The 21,516-nt window shown below is 58.1% G+C and carries 21 protein-coding genes and 1 riboswitch; of the genes, 11 read left to right on the forward strand and 10 right to left on the reverse strand.

Going from position 1 to position 21,516, the window contains the following annotated elements:
- The first annotated feature begins 12 nt into the window (after positions 1-12).
- Together ACOTY9_RS09730 and ACOTY9_RS09735 are read left to right on the forward strand one after the other, a co-directional pair.
- On the forward strand, positions 13-1,002 hold the full coding sequence (locus tag ACOTY9_RS09730) for a fimbrial protein (protein WP_348565680.1): 990 nt from the start codon (positions 13-15) through the stop codon (positions 1,000-1,002).
- A gap of 5 nt (positions 1,003-1,007) precedes the next feature.
- Complete coding sequence (locus ACOTY9_RS09735) at positions 1,008-1,520, forward strand: fimbrial protein (RefSeq protein ID WP_045281117.1); 513 nt, start codon at positions 1,008-1,010, stop codon at positions 1,518-1,520.
- On the opposite strand, the gene dinG is transcribed toward ACOTY9_RS09735, so the two are convergent.
- Complete coding sequence (gene dinG, locus ACOTY9_RS09740) at positions 1,507-3,684, reverse strand: ATP-dependent DNA helicase DinG (RefSeq protein WP_348565681.1); 2,178 nt, start codon at positions 3,682-3,684, stop codon at positions 1,507-1,509. The two genes, ACOTY9_RS09735 and dinG, sit on opposite strands and share 14 nt — an antisense overlap.
- A 97-nt stretch (positions 3,685-3,781) precedes the next feature.
- Positions 3,782-5,164: an ATP-dependent RNA helicase RhlE gene (gene rhlE / locus ACOTY9_RS09745; RefSeq protein WP_023332460.1), complete on the reverse strand. Its 1,383-nt coding sequence runs from the start codon at positions 5,162-5,164 to the stop codon at positions 3,782-3,784.
- Between the two features lie 208 nt (positions 5,165-5,372).
- Between rhlE and cecR the strand changes: the two genes are divergently transcribed.
- Genes cecR through ACOTY9_RS09770 form a run of 5 tightly spaced genes read left to right on the forward strand, consistent with a single transcriptional unit; the run spans position 5,373 to position 11,013 of the window.
- Positions 5,373-6,050 (forward strand): transcriptional regulator CecR, encoded by a 678-nt coding sequence (gene cecR / locus ACOTY9_RS09750; protein WP_014883093.1) that lies wholly within the window; start codon positions 5,373-5,375, stop codon positions 6,048-6,050.
- On the forward strand, positions 6,047-7,042 hold the full coding sequence (gene hlyD / locus ACOTY9_RS09755) for a secretion protein HlyD (protein ID WP_023332458.1): 996 nt from the start codon (positions 6,047-6,049) through the stop codon (positions 7,040-7,042). Before cecR ends, hlyD begins: the two co-directional genes overlap by 4 nt.
- A complete protein-coding gene (locus ACOTY9_RS09760) occupies positions 7,035-8,774 on the forward strand; it encodes an ATP-binding cassette domain-containing protein (RefSeq protein ID WP_348565682.1) in 1,740 nt (579 codons plus the stop codon). Before hlyD ends, ACOTY9_RS09760 begins: the two co-directional genes overlap by 8 nt.
- Positions 8,764-9,897 (forward strand): ABC transporter permease, encoded by a 1,134-nt coding sequence (locus tag ACOTY9_RS09765; protein ID WP_023332456.1) that lies wholly within the window; start codon positions 8,764-8,766, stop codon positions 9,895-9,897. Before ACOTY9_RS09760 ends, ACOTY9_RS09765 begins: the two co-directional genes overlap by 11 nt.
- A 9-nt stretch (positions 9,898-9,906) precedes the next feature.
- On the forward strand, positions 9,907-11,013 hold the full coding sequence (locus ACOTY9_RS09770; protein WP_023332455.1) for an ABC transporter permease: 1,107 nt from the start codon (positions 9,907-9,909) through the stop codon (positions 11,011-11,013).
- On the opposite strand, the gene ACOTY9_RS09775 is transcribed toward ACOTY9_RS09770, so the two are convergent.
- Entirely contained in the window at positions 10,975-11,385 is a 411-nt protein-coding gene (locus ACOTY9_RS09775) for a YbhQ family protein (protein ID WP_014883088.1), read from the reverse strand. The two genes, ACOTY9_RS09770 and ACOTY9_RS09775, sit on opposite strands and share 39 nt — an antisense overlap.
- A 133-nt stretch (positions 11,386-11,518) precedes the next feature.
- On the opposite strand from ACOTY9_RS09775, the gene ACOTY9_RS09780 reads away from it, so the two are divergent.
- Genes ACOTY9_RS09780 through ACOTY9_RS09790 form a run of 3 tightly spaced genes read left to right on the forward strand, consistent with a single transcriptional unit; the run spans position 11,519 to position 14,477 of the window.
- Positions 11,519-12,280, forward strand: a complete 762-nt coding sequence (locus ACOTY9_RS09780; protein WP_180253472.1) for an endonuclease/exonuclease/phosphatase family protein — start codon at positions 11,519-11,521, stop codon at positions 12,278-12,280.
- Positions 12,277-13,515, forward strand: coding sequence for a cardiolipin synthase ClsB (gene clsB / locus ACOTY9_RS09785; protein ID WP_014883086.1), 1,239 nt, complete (start codon positions 12,277-12,279; stop codon positions 13,513-13,515). The genes ACOTY9_RS09780 and clsB overlap by 4 nt, the downstream gene beginning before the upstream one ends.
- Entirely contained in the window at positions 13,515-14,477 is a 963-nt protein-coding gene (locus ACOTY9_RS09790) for a YbhN family protein (RefSeq protein WP_348565683.1), read from the forward strand. The genes clsB and ACOTY9_RS09790 overlap by 1 nt, the downstream gene beginning before the upstream one ends.
- A gap of 89 nt (positions 14,478-14,566) precedes the next feature.
- On the opposite strand, the gene ACOTY9_RS09795 is transcribed toward ACOTY9_RS09790, so the two are convergent.
- The 6 genes from ACOTY9_RS09795 to moaA all read right to left on the reverse strand — a co-directional run bounded on the left by ACOTY9_RS09795 (position 14,567) and on the right by moaA (position 18,046).
- Positions 14,567-15,274, reverse strand: coding sequence for a Bax inhibitor-1/YccA family protein (locus ACOTY9_RS09795; RefSeq protein WP_014883084.1), 708 nt, complete (start codon positions 15,272-15,274; stop codon positions 14,567-14,569).
- A gap of 64 nt (positions 15,275-15,338) precedes the next feature.
- The gene (moaE, locus tag ACOTY9_RS09800; RefSeq protein WP_014883083.1) at positions 15,339-15,791 is read right to left on the reverse strand and encodes a molybdopterin synthase catalytic subunit MoaE; all 453 of its coding nucleotides are present in this window, start codon (positions 15,789-15,791) and stop codon (positions 15,339-15,341) included.
- A 1-nt stretch (position 15,792) separates the two neighbouring features.
- The gene (moaD, locus tag ACOTY9_RS09805; RefSeq protein ID WP_014883082.1) at positions 15,793-16,038 is read right to left on the reverse strand and encodes a molybdopterin synthase sulfur carrier subunit; all 246 of its coding nucleotides are present in this window, start codon (positions 16,036-16,038) and stop codon (positions 15,793-15,795) included.
- A complete protein-coding gene (gene moaC / locus ACOTY9_RS09810; protein ID WP_014883081.1) occupies positions 16,031-16,516 on the reverse strand; it encodes a cyclic pyranopterin monophosphate synthase MoaC in 486 nt (161 codons plus the stop codon). Before moaC ends, moaD begins: the two co-directional genes overlap by 8 nt.
- 3 nt (positions 16,517-16,519) lie before the next feature.
- On the reverse strand, positions 16,520-17,032 hold the full coding sequence (gene moaB, locus ACOTY9_RS09815; RefSeq protein WP_032637144.1) for a molybdenum cofactor biosynthesis protein B: 513 nt from the start codon (positions 17,030-17,032) through the stop codon (positions 16,520-16,522).
- 24 nt (positions 17,033-17,056) lie between these two features.
- Complete coding sequence (moaA, locus tag ACOTY9_RS09820) at positions 17,057-18,046, reverse strand: GTP 3',8-cyclase MoaA (protein ID WP_248177374.1); 990 nt, start codon at positions 18,044-18,046, stop codon at positions 17,057-17,059.
- Positions 18,034-18,168, reverse strand: a riboswitch (molybdenum cofactor riboswitch). It overlaps the preceding gene by 13 nt.
- 226 nt (positions 18,169-18,394) lie before the next feature.
- On the opposite strand from moaA, the gene yvcK reads away from it, so the two are divergent.
- Complete coding sequence (yvcK, locus tag ACOTY9_RS09825) at positions 18,395-19,303, forward strand: uridine diphosphate-N-acetylglucosamine-binding protein YvcK (protein ID WP_045281104.1); 909 nt, start codon at positions 18,395-18,397, stop codon at positions 19,301-19,303.
- A 73-nt stretch (positions 19,304-19,376) separates the two neighbouring features.
- Here yvcK and uvrB read toward each other — a convergent pair whose 3' ends face one another.
- Positions 19,377-21,392 carry an excinuclease ABC subunit UvrB gene (gene uvrB, locus ACOTY9_RS09830; protein WP_014883077.1) on the reverse strand — a complete coding sequence of 672 codons (2,016 nt, stop codon included), beginning with the start codon at positions 21,390-21,392 and terminating at the stop codon, positions 19,377-19,379.
- Positions 21,393-21,516: the final 124 nt, after the last annotated feature.

Consider the following 21,516-nt stretch of genomic DNA (forward strand, 5'->3'; position numbering starts at 1 on the left):
GCAGGTTCACCTATGCAGCTTGTAAAACAATGCTTTTTCTTACTCATACTGGCAACCGCATCGCTGTTTATGCCGCATGCAAAAGCCACCTGTACGTCGCCGGATATGCCAAAGACCATTAACCTGTCCACGGTTTCCGTCTCCACCACGCTTCCCGTCGGCGCGACCATCCCCGGCACCGAACAGACGGTACACGTCGCGGGCCACTGCGATAGTGCTGCAGATAAGGGTCTGGAGATCGTCTCCTGCTACTACGGCTACGGCACGGAAATTCCCGGCCTTTCCGGGGTCTATGAATCCGGCGTGAAGGGGGTTGGTATTGCGCTGATGAATGACAAAGGTCAGCGCATCAGCGGTGCGGGCGGGGTCACCTGCGACTCCCGCGGCACGCCTATTGGCTATGTCTCAACTGACGGCAACCAGACGTTCGATTTTAACGTCACGCTGGAGCTGGTAAAAACGGATACCGCGGTAGAATCCGGTACGCTAAATCAAAGCCAGACCGTTTTTGGCATTGGCGTTTTTGGTCACGAAGGCATCGGTTCACCCAACAATGTTAGCTATGCCGGTAACGTAAACCTTGAAAACGTCACCTGTTCCGTGCTGCCAAAAAGCCTGACCGTCAACATGGGCGATTTCCCGGTCAGCGATTTCAACATGGTCGGCACGCTGGCGATGCCCGCGCGGGAGTTCAACATCACGGTGAACTGTAACTCCACCGTTCAGCCTGAATTTAAGGTCACCAGCAGCGACGGCTACGTACCCGGTTATCAGGGGGTGCTTAAGCTCACGCCGGAGGATGGCATGGCAACGGGGGTCGGGATTGAAATGGCGATCGACAACGAGCTGGCAACGTTCGATACCTACACCCCAACTGAAACCCTGGCCTATGCCAACCAGACGATGGATATCCCGGTCAAGCTGAACTATTTGCAGGTGGCAGATGAAGTCACCCCTGGCCCGGCGAACGCCGTCGCCACCATTACTCTGGCCTATAAGTGATGAAAATGAAGAAACATCTCTTTGTGCTGGCCGCGCTGGCCAGCACGCTCACCTGTCTGGCCCGGGCTGACGATATTCAGCTGCAAATGGTCGGTAACATTTATGCCAACACCTGCCTCGTGGACAGCGCCAGCAAGGATTTAACCGTTGATTTAGGCCAGGCGGCTTCCAGTGAATTCCACGACGTGGGGGATACCGGCGCGTGGAAAACCTTCAGCCTGAAGGTGACACATTGTCCTAAATCCCTCGCCCTGGCGACCGCCTTCTTTTACGGTCAGGCGGATGCTACCCACCCAACCAAGTTTGCCAACACGGGCAGCGCGAAGGGGCTGGCGCTGGAGCTGGCGGACAGCCAGGACCATATCCTCATCGCACCGCAGGCCAGCTTTAACGCGCTGATTGACCAGAACGACCATACCGCCACCTTCCCGCTGGCCGCACGCTATTACGCCACCGCTATGCCTGTTACCGCAGGCACGTTCAGCAGCGTCGTTCAGGTGACCTTCACTTACCAGTAGGACCGCGCCCCTTAGCACGGATGCTTTTTCGACGCCCGGCAGCCTGTTTTGCCGGGCGTTTTTTTATCTCCGGTACCGACGGCTGTTCAATCGGGAAGACCGGTAGCGCGTTGAGCAGCCGCTGTCCATAATTTTTGGTCAGCAGACGTTTATCGTAGATCACCACTTCGCCCCAGCAGCCGTGGCTTCGAATCAAACGCCCCACCTGCTGAATCAGGTTAAACGATGCCGCAGGCAGACTCTGCACCTCAAACGGATAGCGGTTAAGGCTTTTCAGCCATTCGCCCTCGGTGATCACCACCGGGCTGTCGATGGGGGGGAAGGCAATTTTATGAATGTGGACCTGCGTCAGGTAGTCGCCTTTCAGGTCAAGACCTTCCGCGAAAGACTGCAATCCCACCAGCACGCTACGCTCGCCGTTATCAATGCGTTTACGGTGGGTTTCCACCAGCCTGTAACGCGGCTGGTCACCCTGCACCAGTAGGAGTAAACGCAGATCGGTGACGTGTTCCAGAAAACGCTGCATGGCGCGTCCACTGGCAAATAACACCAGCATGCCAGGGTATTTTTTACTCTCGACCTGTTCGCGGAAATAGGCCGCCATTTCCGCAATGTGCTGTTCTTCGTTGTCGATCAGCGGCTCAAACGTCATGCACGGAATGACCAGCTTGCCCTGCTCGCAGTGGTTAAACGGCGAGTCCAGCGCCACAAAGCGGTCACCCGCTTTTTCTTTAAGCCCGCTCATCTCCTGCAAACGAGAAAAACTGTTCAGAGAACGCAGCGTGGCAGAGGTCACCACCACGTGCGGCACGCTGCGCCAGATCAGCTTTTCCAGCTGATCGGCCACGCGGATGCCCACGCAGTGGAAGAAGAGATGCACCTGCCCGTCCCGCACGTCGCGGGTGGCCCATTTGGTGACCGGCGCGCCTGATGCCTGCGCCATTGAGGCCAGCCGCCAGAGTTTGCTCTGCGCTTCGAACATGCCCAGCGCGCGGTTCATCTGTAGCAGAATACGGTGCAGACGCACCACGTCATGCGTGCCGGTTTTCTCGCTCAGATCGTTTAAGAACATCTCCGCCAGCCCGCGCAGCTTTTCAAGGTGCTTTGCCAGCTGCTGACAAATTTCCATCACCTCTTCCGGCAGTTCGCCCATCGCAAAGCGATGTTCCGCCTCCTGGGCTGCGGGAAGATAAAGGTTGAGGATGTTATTGAGCGAGGAGATCAGGCCGTAAACCTCTTCACAATGCTCGCTTAGCCGTTCCGGCACCGCCAGCGGCGGCGTGGTTTTCGGGCGGAACTGCTCCATGCAGGTTGCCACCAGCTTGCAGAACAGATCCAGCTGCAGGCGGAACCAGGGCGCGGTGATCTCGGCGCTCATCTCCAGCGCGTCCCGAGCCACGTCGGGCAGATGGTGGCCTTCGTCGAGCACCAGCAGCAGATTTTTGGGCTCCGGTAGCACCGCCTCACTCTCCAGCGCGGCCATCACCAGCGCGTGGTTGGCGACAACCACCTCCGCCTCCTGAATTTCGCGCCGGGCGACAAAGAACGGGCACTCGCGGTAGTAGTGGCAGTTGCGGTTCAGACAGCTGGCTTTGTCGGTGCTGAGCCTGCGCCATAAGTCGTCGCTGATGGCCTGGCTGGTGTGATCCCGCAGGCCGTCCCACTTATAGCCGTCGAGTTCGGCTTTGAGTTTTGCACACTGCTCCTGCTCGGCCTTATTGTTCGGCGTCAGCTCGTCATCAAGAAACGCGAGCAGATCCTGTTGATTCGGCTCGCTGCTGGCGAGCGCCGCCAGGTTACGTGGGCACACGTAGCGCCCGCGCCCAAAGGCGGCGGTAAAGCGCAGGTCGGGGATGATTTTGCGCAGCAGCGGCAAATCTTTGCTGAAAATCTGATCCTGCAGGGCCACGTTGGCGGTGCTGACCACCAGCGTTTTGTCCTCTTCCCGCGCGATGGCAATACCGGGAATGAGATATGACAGGGTTTTCCCGACGCCGGTCGGCGCTTCAATCGCCAGATGTCGCCCGTCGTCCCCGGCAAGCGTTTTTGCCACGTCAGCAATCATCTGCCGCTGCGGCGCTCGGGGGATAAAGTCGGGGATCTGCTGTTGTAGCGCCTTGTACCATGCGCCAATTTGCGCTTTCAGCGCCGCGGTTAAAGCCATCGAAAAACCTGAAATACTGTATAAACAGCCACTATTGTGGCACTTTCTCTTCGCTGCCGCAAAAAGAAAAGCCCGGCTTTACGACCGGGCTTCCAGATTACTGCGGGTTAGCAGGTTTACGCGGGCGGCGTCGACGCTGCCCTTCCCCTGCCGGTTTCCCTTCACCGCTGCGCCACGGACTTTCGCCGGCCGGTTTGCTGTCGTTGTTGCGACGCGGGGGTTTGCCGGATGATTTCGGCGCGCCGCCTTCAGCACGACGCGGCTGCTGACCGCGACCACCGCCGCCCTGACCACGACCGCCGCCCTGGCGACCGTTCTGAATCGGCTCCGCCTTGATGGACGGATCCACCTCGTAGCCCGGGGTTTCGATGCGTGGGATCTCTTTCTTCAACAGACGTTCGATGTCGCGCAGCAGCTTGTGTTCATCGACGCAGACCAGAGAGAGCGCTTCACCGGTTGCCGCCGCGCGGCCGGTACGACCGATACGGTGAACGTAATCTTCCGGGACGTTTGGCAGCTCGTAGTTTACTACGTGCGGCAGCTCTTCAATGTCCAGACCACGCGCGGCGATGTCGGTTGCCACCAGCACGCGGATGTCGCCAGATTTGAAGTCCGCCAGCGCACGGGTACGCGCACCCTGGCTCTTGTTACCGTGGATGGCGGCACTGCGGATACCGTCTTTATTGAGCTGTTCCGCCAGGTGGTTCGCACCGTGCTTGGTGCGGGTAAAGACCAGCACCTGCTGCCAGTTACCCTGGCCGATCATCTGGGAGAGCAGCTCCCGCTTACGCTTTTTATCGACAAAGTGAACGTGCTGCGTCACCTGCTCAGAGGCGGTGTTGCGACGCGCCACTTCCACTTCCAGCGGATTATGCAGCAGCTTTTCTGCCAGCGCCTTGATCTCGTCGGAGAAGGTGGCAGAGAACAGCAGGTTCTGACGACGCGCAGGCAGCTTGGCCAGCACGCGACGGATGTCGTGGATAAAGCCCATATCCAGCATGCGGTCAGCTTCATCCAGCACCAGAATTTCAATCTGATCGAGCTTCACCGCGTTCTGGTGTTCGAGATCCAGCAGACGGCCCGGCGTTGCCACCAGCACGTCCACGCCGCCGCGCAGCTTCATCATCTGCGGGTTAATGCTGACGCCACCGAAAACGACCAGCGAGCGAATGTTGAGATAGCGGCTGTAGTCACGCACGTTCTCACCAATCTGCGCCGCCAGCTCACGGGTTGGGGTCAGGATCAGCGCACGAACCGGACGACGGCCTTTGGCGTGCGGCTGGTTTTTTACCAGCAGCTCTAACAGCGGCAGCGTAAAGCCCGCGGTTTTACCGGTGCCGGTCTGGGCGCTGGCCATCAGGTCACGCCCCTGAAGAACGGCGGGGATCGCCTGCTGCTGGATGGGGGTTGGCTCAACGTAGCCCTGCTCTGCGATGGCACGCAGAATTTCCGGGTTCAGGCCAAGGGAATCAAAAGACATAAAAACTCCGAACCGCCCCGACCATCACAGGTGTAGTTTTCAGGGAGATATAACGAAAAGGGGAAGGACAAAAACCACAATGTCGTGAAGGTGCGGAGTGTAGCAGCTTTTGTGACGTGGCGCATAAAATATCCCAGCACGAACGCTCGACGGTGAAGCAATTCGGGGCTATTTTTAATCAATCGATTGATTAATTTTTAATGCCGCCATGAATACGACCCCAACGACAACCAAAGGTGAACAGGCCAAAAGCCAGCTGATTGCTGCCGCGCTGGCGCAGTTTGGCGAGTATGGCCTGCACGCGACCACGCGAGATATCGCCGCCCAGGCCGGGCAAAACATTGCGGCGATCACCTACTATTTTGGCTCAAAAGAGGATTTGTACCTCGCCTGCGCCCAGTGGATTGCCGATTTTATCGGCACACATTTTCGTCCGCACGTTGAAGAAGCCAGCGAGCTGTTGAGCCAGCCGACGCCGGATCGTGACGCTATCCGGCGGCTTATCCTGAATGCCTGCCATAATATGATCCGCCTGCTGACGCACGACGATACGCTCAACCTGAGTAAGTTTATCTCCCGCGAGCAGCTCTCCCCTACAACTGCCTATCAGCTGGTACACGATCAGGTCATTGCTCCGATGCATACCCACCTGACCCACCTGATCGCCGCCTATACCGGGCGGGATGCCAGCGATACCGTGACCATTTTGCATACCCATGCCCTGCTGGGTGAAATCCTTGCCTTTCGTCTGGGGCGGGAAACCATCCTGTTACGCACCGGCTGGACACAATTCGATGAGGATAAAGCCGCGCAGATTAGCCAGGTCATCACCTGTCATCTCGATCTGATCCTGCAAGGCTTAACGCAAAGGAGCCTGAAGTCATGAAAAAACCTGTCGCCATCATTCTGGTGGTTGTTGTTTTGCTTGCCGCGGGCGTCGGTGGCTGGCTGTGGTATCAGAGCCATCAGGACCGGGGCCTGACGCTGTATGGTAATGTGGATATTCGTACCGTGAATATGAGCTTCCGCGTGGGTGGCCGTCTCGCCTCGCTGAGCGTTGACGAAGGTGATGCCATTAAACGCGGGCAAACGCTGGGCATGCTGGATAAAGCCCCCTACGAGAACGCCCTGATGCAGGCCAAAGCGGGCGTTTCCGTTGCCCAGGCGCAATATGACCTGATGCTGGCGGGTTATCGTGACGAAGAGATCGCCCAGGCCGCCGCTGCCGTTAAGCAGGCGAAAGCTGCCTACGACTACGCGCAGAATTTCTATAACCGTCAGCAGGGGCTGTGGAAAAGCCGCACCATTTCAGCCAACGATCTGGAGAATGCGCGTTCATCCCGCGACCAGGCGCAGGCGACGCTGAAATCCGCGCAGGATAAATTAAGCCAGTACACCACCGGTAACCGCCCGCAGGACATTGCCCAGGCCAAAGCCAGCCTTGAACAGGCGCAGGCGCAGCTGGCCCAGGCAGAGCTGGATCTGCATGATACAACCCTCATCGCCCCGTCTGACGGTACGCTGATGACCCGTGCCGTGGAGCCGGGCAGCATGCTCAGCGCGGGCAGCACCGTATTAACGCTCTCCCTGACCCGCCCGGTCTGGGTGCGCGCCTACATTGACGAGCCAAATCTCGGCCAGATGCAGCCGGGCCGCGAGCTGCTGCTCTATACCGATGGTCGTCCGGATAAGCCGTATCACGGCAAAGTCGGCTTTGTCTCCCCCACCGCCGAATTCACCCCGAAAACCGTTGAAACGCCGGACCTGCGTACCGACCTGGTGTACCGTCTGCGCATCATCGTCACCGATGCGGACGACGCGCTGCGTCAGGGCATGCCTGTTACCGTAAAAGTGAACAACGGGGAACGACATGAATGACGCGGTTATCCAGCTCAACAATCTGGTCAAACGCTTCGCAGGGATGGACAAACCGGCGGTCGCCCCGCTGAACTGCACCATTCAGAAAGGCTATGTGACCGGCCTGGTCGGCCCGGACGGCGCAGGCAAAACCACGCTGATGCGGATGCTGGCCGGTTTGCTAAAGCCGGATGAAGGCGCAGCCAGCGTGCTTGGCCTTGACCCTATCAAAGACGACGGCGCGCTCCACGCCATGCTCGGCTATATGCCGCAGAAGTTTGGTCTGTATGAAGATCTGACGGTGATGGAAAACCTGAACCTGTATGCCGACCTGCGCAGCGTGACCGGCGAAACCCGGCAGAAAACCTTCGCCCGCCTGCTTGAGTTCACCTCCCTCGGCCCGTTCACCGACCGGCTGGCGGGCAAGCTCTCCGGCGGGATGAAGCAAAAGCTGGGGCTGGCCTGTACGCTCGTCGGCGAACCAAAGGTCCTGCTGCTGGACGAGCCCGGCGTCGGCGTGGACCCCATCTCCCGCCGTGAGCTGTGGCAGATGGTGCACGAGCTGGCAGGCGACGGGATGCTGATCCTCTGGAGCACCTCCTACCTCGACGAAGCGGAACAGTGCCGGGACGTGCTGCTGATGAACGAAGGCGAGCTGCTTTATCAGGGCGAGCCAACGACGTTGACGCAGAGCGTGGCCGGACGCAGTTTCCTCCTCCACTGCCCGCAGGAGTCCAACCGCAGGCTGCTGCAGAGAGTGCTGAAACTGCCGCAGGTGAGCGACGGGATGATTCAGGGTCGGTCCGTGCGCGTAATCCTCAAAAAGGAGGCCACCGTCGAGGATATTCGCCGCGCGCCTGGCATGCCTGAAATTGAAATGGCAGAGACGGCGCCGCGCTTTGAAGATGCGTTCATCGACCTGCTGGGCGGCGCGGGGACATCGGAATCGCCTCTCGGCGCGATCCTCCACACGGTTGAAGGTACGCCGGGCGAGACGGTGATTGAAGCCAAATCCCTGACCAAAAAGTTCGGCGATTTCGCCGCCACCGATAACGTCAACTTTGCGGTAAAACGCGGCGAGATTTTTGGCCTGCTCGGGCCGAACGGCGCGGGGAAATCCACCACCTTTAAAATGATGTGTGGCCTGCTGGTGCCGACGTCCGGCAAGGCGCTGGTGCTGGATATGGATCTCAAAGTCAGCTCCGGCAAGGCGCGCCAGCATCTGGGCTATATGGCACAGAAATTCTCGTTGTATGGCAACCTGACCGTCGAGCAGAATCTGCGCTTTTTCTCCGGCGTGTACGGCCTGCGCGGGCGCGCGCAGAACGAGAAAATCCGCCGCATGAGCGATGCCTTCGGGTTAACGAATATTGCCTCCCACGCCACCGACGAACTGCCCCTCGGCTTTAAGCAACGCCTCGCGCTGGCCTGCTCGCTGATGCACGAGCCCGATATTCTTTTCCTCGATGAGCCGACCTCCGGGGTGGATCCCCTCACCCGCCGCGAGTTCTGGCTGCATATCAACAGCATGGTGGAGAAAGGGGTGACGGTGATGGTGACCACCCACTTTATGGATGAGGCGGAATACTGCGACCGCATCGGGCTGGTCTATCGCGGCAAGCTGATTGCCCACGGCACCCCGGACGACCTGAAAAACCAGGCCGCCGACGATGCCGTGCCAGACCCGACCATGGAGCAGGCGTTTATCACCCTCATCCACGACTGGGATAAGGAGAATGCCCATGCGCAGTAACGCCCTTTCCTGGCGCCGGGTGCGCGCGTTATGCATAAAAGAGACGCGGCAGATCGTGCGTGACCCGAGTAGCTGGCTGATTGCGGTGGTGATCCCCCTGCTGCTGCTGTTTATCTTTGGCTACGGCATCAACCTCGACTCCAGCAAGCTGCGGGTCGGCATTTTGCTGGAACAGCAGAGCGAAGAGGCGCTGGACTTCACCCACGCCATGACCGGCTCGCCGTACATTGACGCCACCATCAGCGATAACCGGCAGGCGCTGATCCAGAAGATGCAGGCCGGGAAAATTCGCGGGCTGGTGGTCATCCCGGTGGATTTCGCCGCCAATATGGCGCGGGCGAATGCCGACGCGCCGATCCAGGTGATTACCGACGGCAGCGAACCGAACACTGCGAACTTCGTTCAGGGCTACGTGGAGGGGATCTGGCAGCTATGGCAGATGCAGCGCGCCGAAGACCGGGGGGAGACGTTTGAACCGCTCATCGACGTGCAAACACGCTACTGGTTTAACCCTGCCGCCATCAGCCAGCACTTTATCATTCCGGGCGCGGTGACGATTATCATGACGGTGATTGGCGCGATCCTGACCTCGCTGGTGATCGCCCGCGAGTGGGAGCGTGGCACCATGGAGGCGCTGCTCTCCACAGAAGTGACGCGCGTCGAGCTGCTGCTGTGCAAGCTCATCCCCTACTACTTCCTCGGGATGCTGGCGATGCTGCTCTGCATGCTTGTCGCCGTCTTTATCCTCGGCGTGCCGTACCGCGGCTCGCTGGTGGTGCTGTTCTTTATCACCAGCCTGTTTTTACTTAGCACGCTGGGGATGGGGCTGCTCATCTCCACCATCACCCGCAACCAGTTTAACGCCGCGCAGGTGGCGCTCAACGCCGCCTTTTTACCGTCGATCATGCTGTCCGGGTTTATTTTCCAGATAGACAGTATGCCAGCGGTGATCCGCGCCGTGACCTACATCATTCCGGCGCGTTATTTCGTGAGCACGCTGCAAAGCCTGTTCCTGGCGGGGAATATTCCGGTGGTGCTGATTATCAACACGCTGTTTTTAATGGCGTCAGCGGTGATGTTTATCGGATTGACGTGGTTGAAAACCAAACGGCGTCTGGATTAAGGAGCGAACATGTTTCACCGACTATGGACGTTAATACGAAAAGAGCTGCAATCCCTGCTGCGCGAACCGCAAACCCGCGCCATTCTGGTTTTGCCGGTGCTGATCCAGGTTTTGCTGTTCCCCTTTGCCGCGACGCTTGAGGTGACCAACGCCACCATCGCCATTTACAACGAAGACAACGGTAAACATTCCGTCGAGCTGACGCAGCGCTTTGCCCGTGCAAAAGCGTTTACCCATATCCTGCTGCTGAAAAGCCCGCAGGAAATCCAGCCGACCATCGATACGCAAAAAGCCCTGCTGCTGGTGCGCTTCCCGGCAGATTTTTCCCGTAACCTGGATACCTTCCAGACCGCGCCGATGCAGCTTATCCTCGACGGGCGCAACTCTAACAGCGCCCAGATTGCGGCCAACTATCTGCAGCAGGTGGTGAAGAATTATCAGCAGGAGCTGATGGACGGCAAACCGAAGCCCAACAACAGCGAGCTGGTGGTGCGTAACTGGTACAACCCGAATCTGGACTACAAATGGTTTGTGGTGCCGTCGCTGATCGCCATGATCACCACCATCGGGGTGATGATCGTCACCTCCCTGTCCGTCGCCCGCGAGCGGGAGCAAGGTACGCTGGATCAGCTGCTGGTTTCCCCGCTCGCGACCTGGCAAATCTTTGTTGGCAAAGCGGTGCCGGCGCTGATTGTCGCGACATTTCAGGCCACTATCGTGCTGGGCGTGGGAATTTGGGCCTATCAAATCCCGTTTGCCGGTTCGCTGGCGCTGTTTTACTTCACGATGGTGATTTACGGGCTGTCGCTGGTGGGGTTTGGGCTGTTAATTTCGGCGCTGTGCTCGACGCAGCAGCAGGCGTTTATCGGCGTGTTTGTCTTTATGATGCCAGCGATTTTGCTCTCCGGGTACGTTTCCCCTGTCGAGAACATGCCGGTGTGGCTGCAGGACATCACATGGATAAACCCGATACGCCACTTCACGGACATTACCAAGCAGATCTATCTGAAGGATGCGAGTCTGGATATTGTCTGGGGGAGTTTGTGGCCGCTACTGGTCATAGCGGCCACGACGGGGTCAGTGGCGTACGCGATGTTTAGACGCAACATTGCGTAGCTTTTTCTCTTTGGTGAGCAATGAGACCACCGCAGGCCCTGCAAGGATTGCGAGACCCGCCAGGGCCAGCAGCAGGTTGTTTTGCAGCACGCGTGACAGCAGCCAAAGCACAATCATCGCGGCACCAAAGTACCAGGTGGTGGTGAGCTCTTCGAGCACATCACCCACCTCGCGCCAGCGCGCTTCATGGTGGCGCTGTAAGAACAGCATCGACAGCACGGTGACGCCATAGAGGACGCATAGCCCCAGGCCAACACGCACCAGCGTGCCGCTCATCCAGCCCATCACCAGTACGGCCACGACCAGTAAATGCAACATTATCTGCCAGCAACTTAACCCCGTTGCGACACGAACACGTTGTTGCCACTTCATGGCTTCTCTCCTGAAGGATTTTTATCTGCTTAATCAGACTACCGCACTTTACGGAAAATTCCGTAACGCCGCATCTTTTTGTGACGCCGACTACACTTTATTTTCATTGGGATAGTCACTCAGGAAGGGGCTTATGACTCAAAAAATGCAGCATTTCTCGCTTAAAGTGCTGACGATAAACATTCATAAAGGCTTCACAGCATTTAATCGCCGCTTCATTTTACCGGAGCTGCGCGACGCGGTTCGCACCGTCAGCGCGGACATTGTCTGCCTGCAGGAGGTGATGGGCGCGCACGAGGTGCATCCCATGCATTTCGAGAACTGGCCCGATACGCCGCACTATGAATTTCTGGCCGACACGATGTGGAGTGATTACGCCTACGGGCGCAACGCGGTCTATCCGGAAGGCCATCACGGGAACGCGGTGCTGTCACGTTTTCCTATCGAACATTATGAGAACCGGGACGTTTCCGTAGGTGAGAGCGAAAAGCGCGGGCTGCTTTACTGCCGCATCGCGCCACCGGCACTCACGGTGCCCGTTCATGTCGGTTGCGTGCATCTTGGCCTGCGCGAAGCCCACCGTCAGGCGCAGCTAGAGATGCTGGCTGACTGGACCAATGCGCTTCCCGACGGTGAACCCGTGGTCGTGGCCGGTGATTTTAACGACTGGCGGCAGCGCGCGAACCATCCTCTGAAGGTCAATGCAGGGCTGGAGGAGATTTTTACCCGGGCCCATGGTCGCCCGGCACGGACGTTCCCGGTGCGCTTTCCCCTGCTGCGCCTGGACCGTATCTACGTGAAAAATGCCCATGCCAGCAGCCCGACGGCGCTGGCCTTACTTAACTGGCGACATCTGTCCGACCATGCCCCGCTCAGCGCGGAGATCCACTTATGAAATGTTCCTGGCAGGAAGGCAACCGGATCTCGCTGCTGGTCAACGGCGACGAGTATTACCCGGCCGTCTTTAAGGCGATTGATAACGCTAAGCAGAGAGTGATCCTCGAAACCTTTATCTGGTTCGAGGACGACGTGGGCAAACAGTTACACAGCGTACTGCTGCGTGCCGCCCGGCGCGGCGTCAAAATTGAAGCGCTGCTGGACGGCTATGGCTCACCGGACCTCAGCGACGGGTTCGTGAATGAACTGACCGCTGCGGGCGTGGTGTTCCGCTACTACGATCCCGGCCCGCGCCTGTTTGGCATGCGTACCAACCTTTTCCGGCGGATGCACCGCAAAATTGTGGTGGTGGATGAGACGGTGGCGTTTGTCGGCGGCATTAACTACTCCGCTGAACATATGTCCGACTACGGCCCGGAAGCAAAACAGGATTACGCCATTCGCATTGAGGGCCCGGTAGTACAGGACATCGTATTATTCGAACTGGAGAACCTGCCGGGGAAAGAGGCCGTTCGCCGCTGGTGGAAACGCCGCCATCGCCCGGAGGAGAACCGCAAGCCCGGCGAAGCGCAGGCCCTTTTCGTCTGGCGCGATAACGGCGAGCACCGGGACGATATTGAACGCCATTACCTGAAGATGCTCGCCAACGCGAAGCGCGAAGTGATCATTGCTAACGCCTACTTTTTCCCAGGCTATCGCCTGCTGCATGCCATGCGTAATGCGGCCCGGCGCGGCGTACGGGTGAAGCTGATTGTGCAGGGCGAGCCGGATATGCCGATAGTCAAAGTTGGCGCGCGGCTGCTGTATAACTATCTGGTCAAAGGCGGCGTTCAGATCTACGAATATCGCCGTCGGCCGCTACATGGCAAAGTCGCGCTGATGGACGATCACTGGGCCACCGTCGGCTCCAGCAACCTGGATCCGCTGAGCTTATCGCTGAATCTCGAAGCTAACCTGATCATCCACGATCGCCAGTTTAATCAGACCCTGCGGGATAATTTGCAGGCCCTGATTGTTAACGACTGCGTGCGCGTGGATGAGTCTATGGTGCCGAAACGCACCTGGTGGAACCTGGGCATCAGCGTAGTGGTGTTCCACTTCCTTCGCCATTTCCCGGCGATGGTCGGCTGGCTGCCAGCGCATACGCCGAAGCTGGCGCAGGTGGACCCGCCGGTACAACCCGAAATGGAAACCCAGGACCGCGTTGAAGCGGAAGATGGAGGCAAACCCTGATGTCGAAATCACATCCGCGCTGGCGGCTGGCGAAAAAAATTCTCACCTGGCTGTTCTTTATTGCGGTCGCCGTGCTGCTGGTGGTTTACGCCCAAAAAGTTGACTGGGAGGAGGTGTGGAAAGTTATCCGCAACTACAACCGGATGGTGCTGCTGGGCGCGACAGGGCTGGTGATCGTGAGCTACCTGATGTACGGCTGCTACGACCTGCTGGGCCGGGCATACTGCGGCCACAAGCTGGCTAAACGCCAGGTGATGCTGGTGTCGTTTATTTGCTACGCCTTCAACCTGACGCTGAGTACCTGGGTCGGGGGGATTGGCATGCGCTATCGCCTCTACTCGCGTCTCGGGCTGCCGGGCGGGACTATAACCCGCATTTTTTCCCTGAGCATCACCACTAACTGGCTGGGCTATATTCTGCTCGGCGGGGTGATTTTCACCATCGGCGTGGTCCAGCTGCCCGCGCACTGGTACATCGATGAAGCCACGCTGCGTATTCTCGGCATCGTGCTGCTGCTGATTATCGCTTTTTATCTGTGGGCCTGCGCGTTTGCTAAACGCCGTCATATGACCCTCAGAGGGCAGAAACTGGTATTGCCGTCGTGGAAGTTTGCCATGCTGCAGATGGCGGTATCCAGCGCTAACTGGATGGCGATGGGAGCAATTATCTGGCTGTTGATTGGCGAGGACGTGAATTACTTCTTCGTGTTGGGCGTGCTGCTGGTGAGCAGTATCGCCGGGGTTATTGTGCATATCCCGGCGGGGATTGGGGTGCTGGAGGCGGTGTTCATTGCGCTTCTGGCCGGAGAGCATGTTTCTCAGGGAGCGATTATTGCCGCCCTGCTCGCCTACCGCATGCTCTATTACTTCCTGCCGCTGGCGCTGGCCACGGTCTGTTATCTGGTGCTGGAGAGTCGGGCGAAGAAACTACGGGCGAAGAATGAGAGGATGTTAGCGAAGTAAATAAGTCGGGTGGCGGCTTCGCCTTACCCGACCTACGGTTCGCGTTTCGTAGGCCGGGTAAGGCGAAGCCGCCACCCGGCAAAACAACCTTAACGACGGTTGCCGAAAATACGCAGCAACATCAGGAACAGGTTGATGAAGTCCAGATAGAGCGTCAGCGCGCCCAGAATCGAGTATTTGCGCAGGTTTGAACTGTCGCGCACGTCGATCTGCTCGCCGATGTTTTTCAACTTCTGGGTGTCATACGCCGTCAGCCCAACGAAGACCACCACACCAATGTAGGTCACGGCCCACATCAGCGCTTCACTCTTCAGCCACAGGTTCACCAGCGACGCCAGCACAATCCCGATCAGCCCCATAAACAGCATGCTGCCGAAACCGCTCAGGTCACGTTTGGTGGTGTAGCCGTAAAGGCTCATCGCGCCGAACATCCCGCCGGTCACCACAAACGTGCTGGCAATGGAGGAATAGGTGTAGACGATGAAAATACTGGAAAGCGTCAGCCCCGTTAGCGCCGAATAGAGCATAAACAGCGTGGTCGCCATCCCCGCACTGAGCTTTTGCACCAGCCCGGAGAGGACAAACACCAGCGCCAGCTGCGCGATAATCAGCCCAAAGAAGGTGATTTTGCTGGAGAAGATAAACATCATCAGTTCAGGCGTGTTCGCCGCATACCACGCGATAAACGCGGTAAGCAGCAGGCCAACTGTCATCCAGCCGTACACCTGAGCCATATACGTCTGCAGGCCGCTACGGGTCTGCTGTACTATTGAATCGGAACGCGGAAATCGGTCCATGATTCACTCCTGATTAAGATTAAGTAGACACACACGTTAAGATTAACACATCCACGTCAACCGACTACCAACGGCTGGCGGCTTGTTTATCGCTATCGCGGGATTCCACCCAGCGCTCCCCTTCCGGCGTCGCTTCCCGCTTCCAGAACGGCGCTTTAGTTTTGAGGTAATCCATCATGAACTCCCCTGCCGCAAACGCGCTACCGCGGTGCGCGCTGGTCACGCCCACGAAGACAATCTCTTCGCCTGGCCACATCTCGCCGATGCGGTGGATCACCGTGACGCGCCCGAGCGGCCAGCGGCCTCGCGCTTCTTCCACAATGGCCGCCAGCGATTTCTCCGTCATGCCCGGGTAGTGCTCCAGCGTCAGTGCCTTCACGCTGTCACCGAGGTTGTGGTTGCGCACCTTGCCGGTGAACGTCACGACCGCGCCGTCTTCGTCACGCTCGGCCAGCCAGTCATATTCTGTCCCCACGTTAAAACGCGCCGGGCTCACCAGAATTCGGGTCTCAGCCATCTTACCCCCCTGTGACCGGCGGAAAGAAGGCCACTTCATCCCCTGCGGTTAGTGGATGGCTGAACTCAACCAGCGTCTGGTTCACGGCGGCCAGCAGCTTACTTTCGTCCAGCGCCAGCGCCCAGCGTTCGCCCTGTGCGGCCAGATGCGCACGCAGGGCGGCGACGTTTTCAAAAGAGCCCTCCAGCGTCAGGCTGTCGGTATTCACCAGCTCGCGCACCTGGGCAAAAAAGAGCACCTTAATCATGGCTGTCCACCTTGAAATCACCGGATTTGCCGCCGCTTTTTGCCAGCAGGCGAACCGGGCCAATCACCATATCTTTCTGCACCGCTTTACACATGTCGTAGATGGTCAGCGCGGCAACGGAGGCTGCCGTCAGGGCTTCCATCTCAACGCCGGTCTTCCCGGTTAAGCGGCACAGGGACTCAATGCGCACCCGATTATGCTCCGGCTGCGCCTGCAGGTTCACTTCCACCTTGCTAAGCATCAGCGGATGGCAAAGGGGAATGAGGTCCCAGGTGCGCTTGGCGGCCTGAATACCGGCGATGCGGGCGGTGGCAAAGACGTCACCCTTGTGGTGGCTGCCGTCGATAATCATCGCCAGCGTTTCCGGCTGCATGGTAACGAACGCTTCCGCGCGCGCCTCGCGCACCGTTTCCGCTTTGGCGGAGACATCCACCATATGCGCTTCGCCGGCGGCGTTAATGTGGGTCAGTTGTGACATAGCTTATTTCTTTAAATGGGGATGGAAATTACACGGACGGGTACGGGCATCCAGCTGCGGGGCGATGATGTTTTCCCATGCGGTACGGCAGGCTTTGGTCGAGCCCGGCATGGCGAAAATCAGGGTGTTGTTGGCCACCCCGGCGACGGCGCGCGACTGCAGCGTGGAAGTACCAATCTCCTCAAAGGAGAGCATGCGGAACACTTCGCCGAAGCCTTCCACTTCGCGGTCAAACAGCGGGATCAGCGCTTCAGGCGCCTGATCGCCTGCGGTAAAACCGGTGCCGCCGGTGATCAATACCACCTGCACTTCATCGCTGGCAATCCACTGCGAAACCTGCGCGCGAATGGCGTAGCGGTTCTCTTTCACAATCGCTTTATCGACGATGTGATGCCCCGCATCATGGGCCGCCTCGCGCAGCCAGTGGCCGGACGTATCATCCTCTTCGCCACGGCGGTTGGAAACGGTAAGAATAGCAATGCGTGTCGGGATAAATTCTGCGCTTACCTGACTCATCTTCTGATTCCTTCTTAAGCCTGATCACCCGCCAATATAAGACAGGTTCTGAGTAATGCCGGTGTTGCCCTGATGCAGGAAGTGGGTCTGTTTTTTGTGCGTCAGCGCTTCAGAAATGCGCGCTTCAAGCGCGGCCTGTTGAGCATCGTCTTCCAGCAGATCGCGCAGATCTACGCCGCCGTCGCCGAACAGGCAGAGATGGAGCTTGCCCACGGAGGAGACGCGCAGACGGTTACAGCTGGCGCAGAAGTCTTTCTCATAGGGCATGATAAGGCCAATCTCACCCTCGTAATCCGGGTGGCAGAAGACCTGCGCCGGGCCGTCGCTGCGCTGGCGGATCTGGTGGATCCAGCCGCGTTTGAGCAGCTCGTCGCGCAACACCATGCCGGAAATGTGATGGCGGCGGAACAGGTCACTGCTCTCACCGGTTTCCATCAGCTCGATAAAACGCAGCTGGATGGGACGGGATTTGATCCACGCCAGGAAGGTATCGAGCTGATGATGGTTCACATCACGCATCAGCACCGTATTGACTTTGACTTTCTCGAACCCGGCCGCAAATGCCGCGTCGATGCCGTCCATCACCTGGCGGAACTTGTCCTGGCCGGTAATGGCGTGAAACTGGCGGGCATCGAGGCTGTCCACGCTGACGTTGATGGCGGTTAAGCCCGCGTCGCGCCAGGTCGCCACATCACGCGCCATCCGGTAACCGTTGGTGGTCACCGCAATCTGGCGGATATGTTCGTTTTCACGCACGGCGGCAATGATGTCGGGGAAATCACGGCGCAGAGAAGGTTCGCCTCCGGTCAGCCTGACCTTTTCGGTGCCAAGCCCGGAGAACGCGCGCGTAACGCGGCGCACCTCATCCACGGAGAGAAAGCCGTTATTGGTGACGCTGCCCGGTTTGTAACCGTCGGGCAGGCAGTAGGTGCAACGGAAGTTGCACACATCGGTAATCGACAGACGTAAGTAATAAAACTTACGCGCGAAAGCATCAGTCAGTTGTGAAGCCATGTACACCTTTCCAGATACGGGAGGCACAGTCATTTCTTTCTGTACCCTGGTGGCAGATCCGCCACGGCCAGAGCGCCATATCTTTCGACACAGGCACAAAGGCTAGAGTGTATGTTTTCAAATTCGAAAACGTGGTTATGGCGATAGTAGCGCGGAAATTCTCACTTCGCCATCATCACCTTTCGCTATATAATTATGTATATAGCGACTCAATCGTGCATTTTCGCTACAGAATACCTAAAAACCCTCTTTTCGCATTGATATACGTCATTTTGCTTCGTATGAGGCATCGTCTTTTAGGGGTAGTTCAGGTAGTGTTACGCAGATCAAACGTGATAAGGAATTGGTATGCGCAATCGCACTTTTGCGGATCTTGACCGAGTGGTCGCTCTTGGCGGAGGCCACGGTCTGGGCCGGGTGATGTCCTCTTTGTCGTCACTGGGCTCAAGGCTGACAGGGATAGTGACAACCACCGATAATGGCGGCTCAACCGGGCGGATCAGACGTGCCGAAGGCGGCATCGCCTGGGGGGATATGCGCAACTGTCTCAACCAGCTGATTACCGAACCGAGCGTCGCATCAGCGATGTTTGAGTACCGTTTTGGCGGCAACGGGGAACTTTCCGGGCATAACCTTGGAAATTTAATGCTTAAGGCGCTGGATCACCTGAGCGTGCGCCCGCTTGAAGCCATCAATTTGATACGAAATCTGCTGAAGGTGGATGCGTTCCTGATCCCGATGTCAGAACAGCCGGTGGATTTAATGGCCATTGATGCTGACGATCACGAAGTGTACGGCGAAGTGAATATCGACCAGCTTCTGCTGCCGCCCAAAGAGCTGATGACCTACCCGAGCGTACCGGCGACGCGTGAAGCCGTCGAAGCGATTGGCGAAGCGGATTTAATCCTGATTGGCCCGGGCAGTTTTTATACCAGCCTGATGCCGATCCTGCTGGTCAAAGAGCTGGCGCAGGCGCTGCGTCGCACCCCTGCTCCGATGGTTTACATCGGTAATCTGGGGCGTGAGCTGAGCCCGGCGGCGGCAAGCCTGTCGCTGGCAGACAAACTGAGCCTGATGGAGCAGTACGTCGGCAAGAAAATCATCGACGGCGTGGTGGTTGGGCCTAAGGTGGATGTCTCCGGTATCGGCGAGCGGGTGGTGATTCAGGTGCCGCTGGAGGCCAGCGATATTAAATACCGCCACGACCGCCATCTGCTGCGCGAAGCGCTGGAGAAGGCGATTCAGGCGCTGGGTTAGGTTCGTTTTATGCGGCCTGTTGCCCTCACCCCGGCACTCTCCCACAGGGAGAGGGAGAAAACACATCACCAACTCACGATGCCGCAATAAACAAATCCCGCAGCTGATGAAGCTGATCGCGGATCTGTGCCGCCTCTTCGAACTCCAGGTTCTGGGCGTGCTGCATCATCTGCGCCTCCAGCTCGTGGATCTTCTGCTGCAGCGCTTTCGGCGTCAGTACGACGGTATCTTCTTCCACCACGGAACGCGCCTTGCCGCGGCCTTTCGCTTTGGTCTTCGCAATGTTCTGACCGAGCGCCAGAATATCCACCACTTTCTTGTTCAGCCCCTGCGGAGTAATGCCGTGCTCTTCGTTATAGCGCTGCTGTTTCTCACGGCGGCGTTCCGTTTCGCCAATCGCTTTCGCCATCGACGGGGTAATTTTGTCGCCGTAGAGAATCGCTTTGCCATTGACGTTACGCGCGGCGCGGCCAATGGTCTGGATCAGCGAGCGCTCGGAACGCAGGAAGCCCTCTTTATCCGCGTCCAGAATCGCCACCAGCGAGACTTCCGGCATATCCAGCCCCTCTCGCAACAGGTTGATCCCTACCAGCACGTCAAACTCACCCAGACGCAGATCGCGGATGATCTCCATACGCTCCACGGTATCGATATCCGAGTGCAGATAACGCACCTTCTCGCCGTGCTCTTCCAGGTACTCCGTCAGGTCTTCCGCCATACGCTTGGTGAGCGTGGTCACCAGCACACGCTCGTTGATGGCGGCACGCTTGCGGATCTCAGAGAGCAGATCGTCCACCTGGGTCGCCACCGGACGCACTTCGATAATCGGATCCAGCAGCCCGGTCGGACGAACCACCTGATCAATCACCTCATCGCCCGATTTCTCCAGCTCGTAGTTGCCCGGCGTGGCCGACACGTAAATAGTCTGTGGCGCCAGCGCCTCAAACTCTTCAAACTTCATCGGACGATTATCCAGTGCCGACGGCAGACGGAACCCGTACTCCACCAGCGTCTCTTTACGCGCGCGGTCACCGCGGTACATCCCGCCAATCTGCGGAATGGTGACGTGGGATTCGTCTATCACCAGCAAGCCGTCGGCCGGGAGGTAGTCAAACAGCGTCGGCGGCGGCTCACCCGGCCCACGACCGGAGAGGAAACGGGAGTAGTTTTCAATACCGGAGCAGTAGCCGAGCTCGTTCATCATCTCCAGATCGAACTGGGTTCGCTGGCTCAGGCGCTGCTCTTCCAGCAGCTTATTGTTCGCCAGAAGCACCTTACGGCGTTCAGCCAGCTCCACTTTGATCTCTTCCATCGCCTGCACGATACGCTCGCGCGGCGTCACGTAGTGCGTTTTAGGGTAGATGGTAAAACGCTGGATCACCGACTCAACGTGACCGGTTAGCGGGTCAAACAACGATAAACGTTCAACCTCTTCATCAAACAGCTCAACGCGCAGCGCCATATCGTCCGATTCCGCCGGGAAGATGTCGATCACCTCCCCGCGCACGCGGAACGTTCCGCGCTGAAATGCCTGGTCGTTACGGGTGTACTGCAACTCCGCCAGTCGGCGCAAAATCGCACGCTGATCGATGATCATCCCCTGCGTCAGGTGGAGCATCATCTTCAGATAGAGGTCCGGGTCGCCCAGGCCGTAAATCGCCGAAACCGACGCCACCACAACCACATCGCGACGCTCCAGCAGCGCCTTGGTCGCCGACAGTCGCATCTGCTCGATGTGTTCGTTCACTGAGGCATCTTTCTCGATGAAGGTGTCAGAGCTCGGCACATAGGCTTCCGGCTGGTAGTAATCGTAGTAGGAGACGAAATACTCAACGGCGTTCTCCGGGAAGAACTCTTTCATCTCGCCGTAAAGCTGTGCCGCGAGGGTTTTGTTGGGGGCAAGCACCATCGTAGGGCGCTGCAGATCCGCGATCACGTTGGCGATGGTGAACGTTTTACCGGAACCGGTTACCCCCAGCAGCGTCTGGTGCGCAAGCCCATCTTCCAGCCCCTCTTCCAGACGACGGATCGCCTCAGGCTGATCGCCAGATGGACGGAAAGCAGAATTCAGTTTGAACGGTTTACTCATGGGCGACGACCTGATGACGTTATAAGCGGCAGGTGAGTAATTTTACTCCTTGTTGCCAGGAATGCCAGTAAAAAACACTGGATGAAAAACCAGTAGCATGTCAGGATATTTAGCATAGCGGCTT

It is taken from the genome of Enterobacter cloacae complex sp. SHL012 (assembly GCF_049237505.1).
Taxonomy (GTDB): Bacteria; Pseudomonadota; Gammaproteobacteria; order Enterobacterales; family Enterobacteriaceae; genus Enterobacter; species Enterobacter kobei.

Coding starts and splice junctions, on each gene's coding strand:
- yvcK (WP_045281104.1), top strand. CDS start 18,395: ATGCGCAATCGCACTTTTGCGGATCTTGACCGAGTGGTCGCTCTTGGC.
- moaB (WP_032637144.1), bottom strand. CDS start 17,032: ATGAGTCAGGTAAGCGCAGAATTTATCCCGACACGCATTGCTATTCTT.
- moaD (WP_014883082.1), bottom strand. CDS start 16,038: ATGATTAAGGTGCTCTTTTTTGCCCAGGTGCGCGAGCTGGTGAATACC.
- ACOTY9_RS09795 (WP_014883084.1), bottom strand. CDS start 15,274: ATGGACCGATTTCCGCGTTCCGATTCAATAGTACAGCAGACCCGTAGC.
- rhlE (WP_023332460.1), bottom strand. CDS start 5,164: ATGTCTTTTGATTCCCTTGGCCTGAACCCGGAAATTCTGCGTGCCATC.
- moaC (WP_014883081.1), bottom strand. CDS start 16,516: ATGTCACAACTGACCCACATTAACGCCGCCGGCGAAGCGCATATGGTG.
- ACOTY9_RS09775 (WP_014883088.1), bottom strand. CDS start 11,385: ATGAAGTGGCAACAACGTGTTCGTGTCGCAACGGGGTTAAGTTGCTGG.
- dinG (WP_348565681.1), bottom strand. CDS start 3,684: ATGGCTTTAACCGCGGCGCTGAAAGCGCAAATTGGCGCATGGTACAAG.
- ACOTY9_RS09770 (WP_023332455.1), top strand. CDS start 9,907: ATGTTTCACCGACTATGGACGTTAATACGAAAAGAGCTGCAATCCCTG.
- hlyD (WP_023332458.1), top strand. CDS start 6,047: ATGAAAAAACCTGTCGCCATCATTCTGGTGGTTGTTGTTTTGCTTGCC.
- ACOTY9_RS09780 (WP_180253472.1), top strand. CDS start 11,519: ATGACTCAAAAAATGCAGCATTTCTCGCTTAAAGTGCTGACGATAAAC.
- ACOTY9_RS09735 (WP_045281117.1), top strand. CDS start 1,008: ATGAAGAAACATCTCTTTGTGCTGGCCGCGCTGGCCAGCACGCTCACC.
- ACOTY9_RS09790 (WP_348565683.1), top strand. CDS start 13,515: ATGTCGAAATCACATCCGCGCTGGCGGCTGGCGAAAAAAATTCTCACC.
- moaE (WP_014883083.1), bottom strand. CDS start 15,791: ATGGCTGAGACCCGAATTCTGGTGAGCCCGGCGCGTTTTAACGTGGGG.
- moaA (WP_248177374.1), bottom strand. CDS start 18,046: ATGGCTTCACAACTGACTGATGCTTTCGCGCGTAAGTTTTATTACTTA.
- ACOTY9_RS09760 (WP_348565682.1), top strand. CDS start 7,035: ATGAATGACGCGGTTATCCAGCTCAACAATCTGGTCAAACGCTTCGCA.
- ACOTY9_RS09765 (WP_023332456.1), top strand. CDS start 8,764: ATGCGCAGTAACGCCCTTTCCTGGCGCCGGGTGCGCGCGTTATGCATA.
- ACOTY9_RS09730 (WP_348565680.1), top strand. CDS start 13: ATGCAGCTTGTAAAACAATGCTTTTTCTTACTCATACTGGCAACCGCA.
- clsB (WP_014883086.1), top strand. CDS start 12,277: ATGAAATGTTCCTGGCAGGAAGGCAACCGGATCTCGCTGCTGGTCAAC.
- uvrB (WP_014883077.1), bottom strand. CDS start 21,392: ATGAGTAAACCGTTCAAACTGAATTCTGCTTTCCGTCCATCTGGCGAT.
- cecR (WP_014883093.1), top strand. CDS start 5,373: ATGAATACGACCCCAACGACAACCAAAGGTGAACAGGCCAAAAGCCAG.